Annotated in this window: 15 protein-coding genes; 5 read left to right on the forward strand and 10 right to left on the reverse strand. The window is 34.9% G+C overall.

All coding sequences use genetic code 11. The features are described 5' to 3' along the window. The 4 genes from kal to BZG02_RS17120 all read right to left on the reverse strand — a co-directional run bounded on the left by kal (position 1) and on the right by BZG02_RS17120 (position 2954). On the reverse strand, positions 1 to 372 hold the full coding sequence (gene kal / locus BZG02_RS17105) for a 3-aminobutyryl-CoA ammonia lyase (protein WP_218972285.1): 372 nt from the start codon (positions 370 to 372) through the stop codon (positions 1 to 3). A gap of 25 nt (positions 373 to 397) precedes the next feature. Next, positions 398 to 1045, reverse strand: coding sequence for a CoA transferase subunit A (locus tag BZG02_RS17110; protein ID WP_101262974.1), 648 nt, complete (start codon positions 1043 to 1045; stop codon positions 398 to 400). 591 nt (positions 1046 to 1636) lie between these two features. Next, positions 1637 to 2074: a hypothetical protein gene (locus tag BZG02_RS17115; RefSeq protein WP_101262975.1), complete on the reverse strand. Its 438-nt coding sequence runs from the start codon at positions 2072 to 2074 to the stop codon at positions 1637 to 1639. Positions 2075 to 2273: 199 nt separating this feature from the next. After that, the gene (locus BZG02_RS17120) at positions 2274 to 2954 is read right to left on the reverse strand and encodes a zinc metallopeptidase (protein WP_101262976.1); all 681 of its coding nucleotides are present in this window, start codon (positions 2952 to 2954) and stop codon (positions 2274 to 2276) included. A gap of 286 nt (positions 2955 to 3240) precedes the next feature. Here BZG02_RS17120 and BZG02_RS17125 point away from each other — a divergent pair, with 286 nt between their 5' ends. The 4 genes from BZG02_RS17125 (at position 3241) to BZG02_RS17140 (ending at position 5584) form a co-directional block, all read left to right on the forward strand. Beyond that, entirely contained in the window at positions 3241 to 4404 is a 1164-nt protein-coding gene (locus BZG02_RS17125) for a 1-acyl-sn-glycerol-3-phosphate acyltransferase (protein ID WP_101262977.1), read from the forward strand. 165 nt (positions 4405 to 4569) lie between these two features. Next, on the forward strand, positions 4570 to 4785 hold the full coding sequence (locus BZG02_RS17130; protein ID WP_143470505.1) for a hypothetical protein: 216 nt from the start codon (positions 4570 to 4572) through the stop codon (positions 4783 to 4785). Between the two features lie 174 nt (positions 4786 to 4959). After that, entirely contained in the window at positions 4960 to 5154 is a 195-nt protein-coding gene (locus BZG02_RS17135) for a hypothetical protein (protein WP_101262979.1), read from the forward strand. 124 nt (positions 5155 to 5278) lie between these two features. Next, the gene (locus BZG02_RS17140; protein ID WP_101262980.1) at positions 5279 to 5584 is read left to right on the forward strand and encodes a hypothetical protein; all 306 of its coding nucleotides are present in this window, start codon (positions 5279 to 5281) and stop codon (positions 5582 to 5584) included. A 57-nt stretch (positions 5585 to 5641) separates the two neighbouring features. Here the strand turns inward: BZG02_RS17140 and rprY are convergent, their stop codons facing one another. The 5 genes from rprY to BZG02_RS17165 all read right to left on the reverse strand — a co-directional run bounded on the left by rprY (position 5642) and on the right by BZG02_RS17165 (position 10672). Further along, a complete protein-coding gene (rprY, locus tag BZG02_RS17145; RefSeq protein ID WP_101262981.1) occupies positions 5642 to 6328 on the reverse strand; it encodes a response regulator transcription factor RprY in 687 nt (228 codons plus the stop codon). A 6-nt stretch (positions 6329 to 6334) separates the two neighbouring features. Continuing rightward, positions 6335 to 7828: a sensor histidine kinase gene (locus BZG02_RS17150; RefSeq protein WP_101262982.1), complete on the reverse strand. Its 1494-nt coding sequence runs from the start codon at positions 7826 to 7828 to the stop codon at positions 6335 to 6337. Between the two features lie 588 nt (positions 7829 to 8416). After that, positions 8417 to 9157, reverse strand: a complete 741-nt coding sequence (gene rnc, locus BZG02_RS17155; protein ID WP_101262983.1) for a ribonuclease III — start codon at positions 9155 to 9157, stop codon at positions 8417 to 8419. A 3-nt stretch (positions 9158 to 9160) separates the two neighbouring features. Then, entirely contained in the window at positions 9161 to 10414 is a 1254-nt protein-coding gene (gene fabF / locus BZG02_RS17160) for a beta-ketoacyl-ACP synthase II (protein ID WP_101262984.1), read from the reverse strand. A gap of 21 nt (positions 10415 to 10435) precedes the next feature. Beyond that, on the reverse strand, positions 10436 to 10672 hold the full coding sequence (locus BZG02_RS17165) for an acyl carrier protein (protein ID WP_096429419.1): 237 nt from the start codon (positions 10670 to 10672) through the stop codon (positions 10436 to 10438). A gap of 201 nt (positions 10673 to 10873) precedes the next feature. Between BZG02_RS17165 and purN the strand changes: the two genes are divergently transcribed. Further along, complete coding sequence (gene purN, locus BZG02_RS17170) at positions 10874 to 11434, forward strand: phosphoribosylglycinamide formyltransferase (protein WP_101262985.1); 561 nt, start codon at positions 10874 to 10876, stop codon at positions 11432 to 11434. Here purN and BZG02_RS17175 read toward each other — a convergent pair. Further along, the gene (locus tag BZG02_RS17175; RefSeq protein WP_101262986.1) at positions 11426 to 12697 is read right to left on the reverse strand and encodes a peptidoglycan DD-metalloendopeptidase family protein; all 1272 of its coding nucleotides are present in this window, start codon (positions 12695 to 12697) and stop codon (positions 11426 to 11428) included. The genes purN and BZG02_RS17175 overlap by 9 nt on opposite strands. Positions 12698 to 12766 lie beyond the last annotated feature (69 nt).

A 12766-nucleotide genomic window follows, 5' to 3' on the forward strand; every position in this document is an offset into this window, starting at 1 on the left:
TTATTTACGTTGAGATTTTTTCGGAGTAACACAAGTTCCAACCGCTCTGCACACCACAATTGGTTCCTCTAAGAAGTCAGCTGCCGAATCAGAAATATCAGTTCTTGGAACAATTACCTTACGAGCTTCAAATGTCATTTTTCGGCTTGAATTACCTTCTTTAATAATTTCACCAACAGCTTCGATAAAGTCACCTGCATAAACTGGTGCCAAAAATTCAACATTTTCGTAACCTGCAAACAATCCTTCATCCCCATCACGACGAATCAATAACTCCGTTGCAACATCACCAAATAGCTGAAGCATTTTTGCTCCATCCACTAAATTTCCACCATAATGAGCATCATGAGAACTCATACGCAATCTTATCATTACCTTTTCCATTTGTATATATTAGTTAGTTGTTTACAATAAAATCAACAAAAATAGAAGGCGTCTTTACCTCTTCAGGTTTCAAGCTTCCCGCCTCCACAATATTCCGAGCCTCCACAATCACCAAATCAGCTGCTGTAGCCATTAATGGATTAAAATTCTGACTTGTTCCTCTATAAGTCAGATTACCAAGAGTATCAGAAACACTTGCTCCAATCAGTGCTACATCAGCACGCAAAGGCTTCTCCAACAAATACTCTTTCCCATCCACAGTAATAATTTCTTTCCCATCAGCTACCATGGTTCCCAAACCTGTTGGAGTAAGTACTCCTCCCAAACCAGCACCGCCAGAACGAACACGCTCTGCCAGAGTGCCTTGCGGACTAAATTCTACTATTATTTCACCATTGTTCATTTGCTCAATTGTAGCAGGATTTGTTCCAATGTGTGAGGTAATTACTTTAACAACCTGCTTATTGGCAATCAGCTTTCCTAAGCCTTTATCTGCAAAAGCTGTATCGTTACAAATAATAGTTAAATTTTTAACATTGGAAGATACGATCTGATCGATCATATTATTTGCAGTTCCAACCGAAAGAAATCCACCGATCATAATGGTCATTCCATCCTGCAGTTTAGCAACTGCCTCTTTAATTGAGATTATCTTATTCATCGAAAAATAGTTTTTACCGTTTCGCTACAAAAAACTCTTAAGCCAATAAAATAAAAGCTTTTAGTTTATTTATAGAACAAAGATAATTTTTTAAAGTTCGAATGAAAACGATTGCAATTTTCCATATTAAGACCGATTCTAAATGATGAATTTGGGAAACCTATCGATCTTTTTAATCATTCTAAACAAGCTACAATAAAAGGCTTAAAAGCTCATTTACGAACATATTTGTGTTATATTTTTAACTTTTCTGTTAAAAATATATATTTCGAAGGAGACTAATCAGTCCCAATATATGCTCTACAACATACATTGCGACACCTTTCCGCCCACATGTTCTACAACATATTTTTATGGATTGATTGTTTTTTTGGAATAAACCCTAAATTCCGTAAGCAAAATTTAATAAATAATTAAAATTGAAAAGAAAATTGCATAATTTGGGGAGTCACTATTTAGAATAGATTTTTAGGAAAGAAAAACATCCCCAATATGGCTAATGTTTATTTTTTAACAATGAAGCTTTGCAATACTGCACCAAATTTGCTTCTGTATAATAAAAATACAGAAGCCTTAACAATTAAGATATACCTATTCTTGCTTAAAAATTCGCACCTGTCTAAAACCTAAAATCAACAAAGCAAACAATTTCACCACTTCCATTAGAACATACAAATGATGAACAGAATTTTTCTCGGGTTGCATACCGAGAATAATTAGCTTGGCATTCTCATTCAATTCTGGCAATAGATAACCCGACTGAGCAACAATAAAAGTGAATATAACCAAACCCGTAAACACCACCACTTTATCGGTGTAGTAGATAAACACGTAAATTAAAAGCAAGACCGAAAAAATACGTTCCACCATATTTAAAGCGCCAAATACGTGTACTCCCACATCCAATCCGGTAGGTAAGTCGAGCGATACTGCCCGAAACTTAACCCAAGCTTCCATAAAACTAATTGCCAATAAAAATCCGATCCAAACAAAGGAAAGAACAAACCCGTATTTTGCTATTTTAGACATATCTCTTTTTCTTATTTTGAAAGATTAAAAATAAGAAAAGGATTCCAATTCTTTCCTTTCTATTTAAATTTTTAGAAAAAAAGAAACGTGCAGCACTATCGCAAACCCTTCGTGAAAATAAAAAGTCCTTTTACAGCAGTTGATAAATCAACTTCTTGCAAAAGGACAACACCTTCCTATTCCCTAAAATTTTGTAATCCTAATCTCTTCTTCCCATGTAAATCATTACATAGTAAAGTAAGGTTGCTAAAGAAGAAAGAGCCGCTACAAAATAAGTATAAGCTGCCCACTTTAATGCATCATAAGCACTTTTCTGAGTTTCGTAGGTTGTAATCCCTGATGTTTTTAGCCAAACTAAGGCTCTACGACTCGCATCCACCTCTACAGGCAAAGTAATAATGCTAAACAAGGTAGTACCTGCAAACAATACAATTCCCACCAAAAGTAGTTGAGGAAAAGAGTTCACCATAAGAATTCCAGCCAAAAGCACCCACTGTACCCACTTCGAACTAAAACTAACAATAGGCACTAATGCAGAACGCATTTGCAACCAAATGTATGCTTCTGCATGCTGAATAGCATGACCCGTTTCATGAGCCGCTACGGCCGCTGCGGCAATACTTCTGCCGTGATATACATCCTTACTTAAGTTAATGGTTTTATCGGTAGGATTGTAATGATCCGACAACTGTCCATCAACAGAACCAATCCTTATCCCTTTAATGCCATGATCCCTTAACATCTGCTCCACCACTTCCTTTCCTGACATGCCATTTGCCGTAGGTAACTGTGAGTACTTTTTAAATCGCGACTTTAACTGATTACTAACCAACCAGCTTACTAATGTAAATGCAATAAATATAATCCAAATTCCACCCATTTTAGTTCCTCCTATTCGTTTAATTCATCTTTCCGTTTTAAATTCTCAAATTCTCTGCCAAAATTGATTCTAATACATTTCCTGTCTAATTGACAGACATTATAACCCATTAACTAGTAGTCATTCGCCCGAAACCCAGCTATATAGTGAACCTATATAGAAATGTAAATATTTGAATCCCAACCCGATTAAACAACCACTAAAACAAAAAGCAGGCATCATCTCCTAGACATTCCATATAATTTGCTTATTTTTGCCTTTCCTTAAAAACAAAAAGAACCAAGCAATGTTCACTGACTCAGATTTTGATGCTATTCGACCATATAACGATTCCGAAGTTGTAGAAACTATCGGACGTTTAATAAAAGAAGAAGCTTTTATTCGATTCTCTCAACAGTTATTCCCAGGATTTTCGAAAGAAATGATTGTGAAAGCTTTGAGCGAAGTAAAAACAATAAAAGAATTTCAGAGCAACTTCATTGTACGACTAGCACAGCACATTATTGACCATACCACCAAAGGGATAACCATTGATGGTCTGGAAAATTTGGATCCAAAAGAAAGTTACTTATTTATTTCGGATCATAGAGATATTATTTTGGACTCTGCCTTACTAAACGTGATGCTTCACAACAATGGTTTTGAAACTACAGAAATAGCAATTGGCAGTAATCTTCTCATCCAACCATGGATAGCTGATCTAGTGAAACTAAACAAAAGCTTTGTTGTACAAAGAAATGTAACTGTTCGTCAGATGCTTACCAGCTCGAAACAATTATCATCCTACATACAATATGCTTTAAACACTAAGAAATCATCTATTTGGATTGCACAAAGAGAAGGCCGTACTAAAGATGGTGATGACAGAACTCAACAAAGTTTGTTGAAAATGCTGCAGATGAGTGGAGATGTTACTTTCTCGGAACACTTTAAAAGTTTGCGAATTGTTCCTGTTGCCATTTCGTACGAGTACGAACCATGCGATGCAATGAAATCCATAGAGCTCTATAAAAAAGAGACAGAAGAAGGGTTTAAGAAAACCCCTAAGGATGATTTACGAAGTATGATAAAAGGAATGGTGAATGAAAAAGGGCGCGTTAACTTTGTAATCGGAAAACCAATATCCGAAATGCTGGATGTTATTGAAGAGATGGATGACAGCAGAGATAAATTTAAAGCACTTGCCGATTTAATTGATTACCGAATTCACAAGAACTATAAACTTTGGCCCGATAATTACATTGCTTACGACCTAATAAACAATACCGATGAGTTTGCAAATAAGTATACTTCCGAAGAAAAAGATCTTTTCCTAAAACACATGGAAAAGAAGATTACTTCGGACCATGGTGATTTGAAACGTTTAAATCACATTTTTCTTGAAATTTACGCAAATCCTGTAAAAAACAGAATGGAATTAAAAAAACCAGATTTCGTTTTGGATAAATAAAAATACAATGGCTTTCTAAGGGAAGCCATTTTTTTTTCATTTGAATTTTAGTAATTTCATTCTCCGGATAGAAACCAATTATTTAAACAAAACATCACTCGTTTTCATATCGACATACAGAAAATGACCTGCTTAGATATAAAAATTAGCTAAAATTAAAAACACATGAAACTAATAAAACTCTTGCTGATCATGTCCACCTTTTTAATTATGGTGGCTGCAATATTAAATCTTCTGAACTCGTCGGCACCGAACCCTGACCGAAGCGGAATATACATTGAGTTAGTAGTAATGTTCCTTCTTACCATCTCGATGGTATTGCTTAACAATCAGGAAAAAAAGATTAAAGAGTTAGAAAAAAAACAAACTGAGGAGCTTTAACAGCTCCTTTTTTTATGTCCGAAATTTTCAATTTATCAAGAAATAATAAAAAGAAAGAGACCCCATACGAAAACATAAAAAATGTTAAGCCTTGTTAATGCATTCCTTAAACCAAACAGAAAAATTGTAGCTTAGTAGCACGAGCTATTTTAATAACTATAAACTTGAATTATTATGCTTGAACAAACAAAAATCGTACTTGCAAATGTAAGTTTTGATCTCGCTCTTTTTCGCAAAGAGTTAACCAAAGCCTTTCATTGGCTAACGCCGACAGATTTTGAGCAACTTAAAAATTGGTGCCTCGAAAATTACTCGGGTCGCTATCATGAGATTCTTTCTGATGTTATTGCTCCTCAACCTTCTTTTTGAAAATAATTAGCTTATAAATACCGAGGATCTTCAAAAGAAGATCCTCTTTTTTTATCTTCTCAAACAGGAACATCCAACCTTAAAAAAAAATGAAGTATCTTCGCAACGGAAAAAAAATCAGAAGATGATAAAATTTGTACGTCATATTAAAGTAGGAGATCAGGAATTTGAAACCTGGTTCGGAATGGAAATCAAAAAGAAAGGGAACAGACCCAATATCGATATTTTCTATTATACCGATGATCCGAGTGAAGAATTAAGCATGCATCAATTAATAAAATCAAATTTTCAAAGCAAAAAAGAAGCTTTACAATTTGGAATTAAATACATGCGGAGTATGTATCAAGATATGATACAACGAGAAAAAGAAGTTGCTAAAAACGAAAAGAAAACAGAACAATCTGACTCCGAAGAAAAGGTTTCAGAATAAGATATAGCACAAAAAACGCCGGTTAAACAACCGGCGTTTCTTATATATAATCATTTATTACATGATTAATTTATATCCTCGACCATGAACATTGATTATTTCAATGCCTGGCTCAGGCTTTAAATGCTTTCTAAGCTTCGTAATATACACATCCATACTTCTGGCATTAAAATAATTATCGTCGGACCAGATCGTTCTAAGCGCCAAATTACGCTCCAACACTTTATTCACATTATTACAAAGAAGTTTTAGCAACTCCGATTCTTTAGTGGTAAGCTTAATGGTAGTATCGCCATCCTGAAGAAATTGTTTTTTAGAATCGAACAAAAAGCGTCCTAATTTAAATTCTTCCAGTGTACTTTCGCTTTTCACTCCAGAAGTTCTTCTTAAAACCGCTTCGATACGAACCAATAACTCCTCCATACTAAATGGTTTTGTCATATAATCATCGGCACCCAACTTAAATCCTTCCAGCACATCCTCTTTCATCGATTTCGCTGTTAAAAAGATAATTGGTATTTCACTGTTTATTAAACGAATATCCTTGGCTAAAGTAAAACCATCCCTATGAGGCATCATGATATCAAAAATACATAGATCATATGGATTCTTTAAAAATTCATCGTATGCTTTATCGCCATCTTCACAAAGCGTGGTATTATATCCTTTTGCCACTAAATACTCTTTTAGCAGAAGTCCTAAATTAGCATCATCCTCTGCTAACAAAATTTTAACTTGTTCCATATGTATCTATTTTTTTAAGGGAAGATATATTTCAAATTTGGATCCTTTATCCAGTACACTTTCGACATTAACTTGTCCGTTGTGGGCATCTACTATTTTTTTAACGTATGACAATCCCAAACCAAAGCCTTTCACGTCGTGAACATTACCCGTATGTACTCGAAAGAAACGTTCAAAAATCATTTTCTGATCTTCTTTTGAAATTCCAATTCCATTATCGGTAATTGTAATCACAATTCCCTTATTTTTATTTCTTGTACTAATACTTAATTCGGGAGCATCCTTGCAATACTTAATAGCATTATCGAGTAAATTTGCGATTACATTACTTAAATGAACTTCATCCGCCATAACAAGATCATGCTCTGCATCAATATTCTGATACATGTTCCCTTTTCGATCTTCGACCCTTATTGTAAAGTTAGGTAATAAATTCTGAATTATTTTATGAACGCTTACTGCTTTCAACTTTAACTTCATTCTAACCTCGTTAAAAACAGCCATTTGCAATACCTTTTCGACCTGATAGGTTAGCCTTCTACTCTCGTCATTAATAATTTTAGCAATATGATCTCTTGTTGATGCAGTGGTTGTAACCGTATTATCTTTCAACATTTGCGATGCTAAAGAGATAGTTGCAATTGGAGTTTTAAACTCGTGAGTCATATTATTAATAAAATCGTTCTTAATATTCGATAATCTTTTCTGACGAAATATAATGAAAATGGTGAATGCACTAGAAAGAATCAGCACAAGCGTTAATATAAACGAAGGAACTAACAAAGAATACGACTGCAGCATATACTTTTGTTGTCCAGGGAAATAAATGTATAAGAAATTTAAATTGGAAAAAAAGTCGTTGGGAAATAATTGTTTACTGTACTTTTCGAAAGAAGGATTTCGAAAATAATTTTTAGATCTTTTTTCAAACTTATTATTTGATTTTACCGCATACTCGAAATTCAGTTTAATTCCATTCTCCCGAAGTTTTTCTTGAATAAGTTGTGGTAACTTATCCATTTTTATTCTCTCGCCCAAAGGCAACTGAGAATTGCCAAACTGCCCAGCAATTAGTGCAAACCGGGAATTTCCTGACTCTAAAGATTTGGTAAACTGCGACTGCATTTTAGACAAACCAGATATTCCTTCCGGATTTAAATATCCCTCGCCAATGCTATATTCTTTGTTTTCTGAATAAAAACTTAATCTGGCTTTTTCATGCGTAAAATCCATAGGTATAATAATATTAAACCCTGAACTTTTAGAGCTAATAGCTCTCCCATTACTAAAACTAGAAATATTGCCTTCCAATATAATCATCTCCTTCTCGGCTCTTTCCAGCTCAGAAACCACTTGATCCAACGCCTTACTAACGGTAAGGGCTAACTGCTCTTCTTTGATTTTTGAAGCAGTCTGAAAAAAGTTTATCTGAACCAATATTAGTCCAGATAAAGAAATACAGAGTACAATTGTTACAAGCCAAATATATTTTTGATTCATAGATACAAATATAAAAAAAACCAGCTGTAGCTATTCCAGCTTAACAATCTTTAACACAAGTTTAAATGCGTGCTAATATTATATTATCCGTTCGTAAAAATAAGAGGTGCTTTTATAGATTTGGATTTATTCTATTTTAAACAAAATTGGCCATTTTTTGATAATTTTTCACAAAAACGACTTTGAAGTTAATAATTTGATACTATATTTGCCAATGGAGAGCGAATCTATAAGAAACAATCTCCTTGATTAAAAATTTTGGTTAATAGTTAGATGAAAGGGCGGTTGTGGTTACCGTCCTTTTTTTTGTGCTTTTTTGGGAAAAACAAAAATAGCACTGACTAAATTATATCCCCATTTAATTCCAAAAGTCTCTTTAATTACGATGGAATCATTTTTTTGATAAGGTAGCCAAGTAAGTTTTGAACTTTTGTAAAGAAGATATCGCAGAAAAGAAAACTTTTAAAAAATGAGATTTGCTGATTAGATAAAAATACAATCAGCACTCAATAAAAGTCCTTATTTTTTTTGAAAAACAAATGGTGAAGAAATCTTAACCAGACTGTTAAAGATCGACAAGTAATAGAATTACGAAGCAAGTTCGGTTTCGCCGATTCTTGTTAAAGCCTCTTGGGCAGCTTTTTGTTGGGCCTCCTTTTTAGATGTGCCCATACCGGTGCCCATTTTCACTTCTTCCACTTCAACTTCTGAAGTAAACAATGGCAAGCGTAAGGCATGATCGACACCACCTTCGTGAGTATCAAAATAGACATCCTTTTTATTTTTTTGAGCCCACTCAATTAATTTGCTTTTAAAATTGGTTTCGACAGTTACCACTTCTTCCAAATCAATATGAGTTCTAAAAATTTTATCCTCGATAAATCGTCTTGTATTATCGTATCCCTGATCCAGGTAAATTGCACCAATAAAAGCTTCGAATGCGTCGCCGTAAATATGCTTATTATTATTTAGGTTTACATTGGAAACAACCTGCTTATCGAGCTCAATTTTAACTGCCAGCTTATTTAAGGATTCTCTGCTAACAATTTTAGATCTGATTTGAGTCAGAAAGCCTTCGTCTTTATTCGGGAAATACTTGTAAAGAATATCTGCGATTATGGCACCAAGAATAGCGTCTCCAAGATATTCGAGACGTTCATTATTTAAACCGAAACCTTTTTTTTGGATCGTTGCAGATTTGTGTATAAAAGCGAGCTCATACAAATCCGGGTTATTTGGTTTAATCCCCAACAAATCAAAAAACAATCCATAAAACTCCCTTTCAGGATAGAAAAAAAGTTTTATGGATTGAAATATAGACTTTACCACAAATTATTCAATGAATGATTTGAAAATAACCGAAGCATTATGACCACCAAACCCAAATGTATTACTCAAAGCGGCACGAATTTCGCGCTTCTGAGCTTTATGAAATGTAAGGTTTAGTCTTTCATCAATATTAGGATCTGCCACAGTAAAGTTAATTGTAGGAGGAACTAATTGATTGTTCAATGCCAAAATACAGGCAATTGCTTCAACAGAACCTGCTGCTCCTAACAAGTGACCAGTCATTGATTTTGTAGCACTAATGTTCAATTCGTAGGCATGTTCGCCAAATACAGCCTGAAGCGCTTTTGTTTCAGGAATATCTCCAACTGGTGTTGAAGTTCCATGAACATTGACATAATCAATATCTTCCGGCTTCAGATTAGCGTCTTCCAGCGCCATTTTCATAGCGTTAATAGCTCCTCTTCCTTCCGGATGAGTTGCTGTAAGGTGATAGGCATCACCAGACATTCCGCCACCAACAATTTCGGCATAAATTTTAGCACCACGTTTTTTAGCATGCTCGTATTCTTCAAGAATTAAGCAGCCACCTCCCTCACCCATAACGAAACCGTCACGAGTATTACAGAAGGGACGAGATGCAGTTTTATACTCAGCATTGTTTGTGGACATTGCCTGCATAGAGTTGAATCCACCAACGCCTGCTTCATTAATCGATGCTTCAGAACCTCCGGTGATAAAGATATTTGCTTTACCCATGCGGATGTAATTCATTGCGTCAATCATTGCATGTGAAGACGATGCACATGCAGAAACAGTACCGTAATTAATTCCTTGGAATCCATATTTCATAGAAATATGACCGGCGGCAATATCAGAAATCATCTTAGGAATGAAAAAAGGAGAGAAACGAGGAGTTCCATCCCCGTTTGCATATCCTGTTACTTCATCTAAGAAAGTCTTAATTCCGCCAATACCAGAACCCCAAATTACTCCAGCCTTAGTTAAATCTTCCGCTTCAAGATCAAGTTTTGAATCCTCAACAGCTTGCTTAGCCGCAACCAAGGCATACTGCGCATACAAATCTAGTTTTCTAACTTCCTTGCGATCGAAATGATCATTCGGCTCGAAATTTTTAACTTCGCAAGCAAACTGTGTCTTGAACTTCGAAGCATCAAAATGGGTAATCATTTCTGATCCACTCACTCCATTCTTCAAATTCTCCCAATATTCGGCAACAGAATTACCTATTGGGTTAATTGTTCCTAGCCCAGTTACTACTACTCTTCTAAATTCCATAAGAAAGGTTCTGGTTAATAATTACTTAGCGTTTTCTCCGATGTAAGAAATAGCGTCACCTACAGTACCAATGTTTTCTGCTTGATCGTCTGGAATAGCGATATTAAATTCTTTTTCGAATTCCATGATAAGCTCAACTGTATCCAATGAATCAGCTCCAAGATCGTTAGTGAAACTAGCCTCAAGTGTTACCTCAGTTTCGTCCACACCCAACTTATCAACTATGATAGCTTTTACTCTAGATGCAATATCAGACATAACTTTAAAATTTTAAGTGATTAAATATTTAAACTAATTAATTTTCAACTGTGCAAAGAAATAAATTTACTCTAAAAAATTCAAATTTATTTCACAAAGTTGCGGTCAAAGGTAATTCTTTTTCCTTTTCTGCGAAATTATTTCACTGCGAAATGCCTTTTGCATATATTTGTGTGTCTTTGTTAAATTTGAAAACACTACATGAAACGACTAGCCATATTTGCTTCTGGATCAGGGAGTAATGCTGAAAATATCGCAAGGTATTTCAGCAAAAAGCCCGAATTCGAAATTTCGGCAATTCTTTCCAACAACGCCAATGCCTATGTACTTTCCAGAGCCAGTAACTTAAATATTCCAACTTTAGTTTTTTCCCGATCAGAATTTAACGAAACCGATAAAATTCTTGATTTTTTAACTGAAAAAAAGGTCGATTTTATTGTTTTGGCAGGATTTCTTTTACTGCTTCCGATCAATTTACTGCGTAAATATCCTAATTCTATCGTAAATATACATCCAGCTCTTTTACCTAAATATGGTGGAAAAGGAATGTATGGCATGAAGGTTCACCAAGCAGTTCTCGAAAATAAAGAGACTGAAAGCGGTATTACTATTCATATGGTGAATGAGAAATACGACGAAGGAAAAATTGTATTTCAAGCCACATGCAGCGTTTCACCTGATGATTCTGCAGAAGATATAGCTGAAAAAATTCATCAGCTAGAACATAAATTCTTCCCGAAAATAATTGAGCAATTACTCTAAAGTAATTGCTTCCTTCGGGTTTAGTTCCAGCATCAATTTTTCCATTTCCTGATTGTATCTAGACACGTTTTCCTCTTTCACCGGCGACACAGGAGGCGATTTCATATTTAATGGATTAATAGGAGTTCCATTTTTATATACTCTAAAATCTAAATGAGGACCAGTTGCCAGTCCGGTTGCTCCAACATATCCTATTGTTTCCCCTTGCTTCACTCTGGTACCCGTATTCATCTTTGGGGCAAATCGAGAAAGGTGCATATAAGTGGTTGAGTAAACACTGTTGTGCTTAATAGTAAGGTAATTTCCTCCACCATTTGCCTGATATCCTCTTTTTGTGATCACACCATCGCCAATTGTATGAACAGGAGTGCCTGTTGGAGCTGCATAATCGACACCATGATGAGCACGATATCTTTTTAATACAGGATGAAATCTATTATTGGAGAATTTAGAACTGATTCTAGAATAACGCAAAGGTGCTTTTAAAAATGCTTTTTGCAAACTTTTCCCTTGTTCATCGAAGTAGCCTTCTTTATCTCCTTCGACAAATGCAAAGGCATAATTATTGGTGTTATGATGCACAAAATTTGCAGCAATCACTTTAAGTTGATGAATTGGCTTATCATCCACATAAGATTCTTCGTAAATTATATTGAATTGATCTCCCTTTCCAATACCAAAGAAATCAATAGTCCAAGCATAAATATCCGATAGTTCAACAGACAATAATGGATCGGAATTAGATTCCACCATGGCATTCCACAAAGAGGATTCGATACTGCCCTTAATTTGTTTCCTATGTTTAACAATTTCCTTTTCGCCCTTAAATACATCTAATGTATCGCGCAAGTCGAATACAATATATTCTACAGGAGTATTTTCGTAAATAAAATATTCGGGTGTTTTTAAACTGTCTTTGGTAAACAGCACAGAGTATTCATGTCCCGATTTGATTCTTCGTACATTAAACACCTTTTTTGCTTTTTTAGCGATATTATCAATTGTACCAAAACTAACATCGTATTGCCTTAATATGGTTGATAAGCTATGATTACGTTCCACCCTGTTGGTTTCCACCGTAAATTCTTCGATTGGAAATCCATATCTTAAATGCACCTGTTCTATTTCCGTGGTGTCAATAACCACTTCTTCTTGTTCGATTTGTTTTACTGACTCTTCCTTTAAAACCCATTTTAGGGCTATTAAACCTAACAAAACTGCACCTGCAATTAATAGAAACTTAATGTTCAAGAATTTTTTCATCGTGGATATTTATTTTTGAGAGGCCTAAAGATATTACTATTCTCATAGGAGAACAATAGGTTTTACCCC

The sequence above is a fragment of the Labilibaculum filiforme genome (assembly GCF_002843315.1).
Lineage (GTDB): Bacteria > Bacteroidota > Bacteroidia > Bacteroidales > Marinifilaceae > Labilibaculum > Labilibaculum filiforme.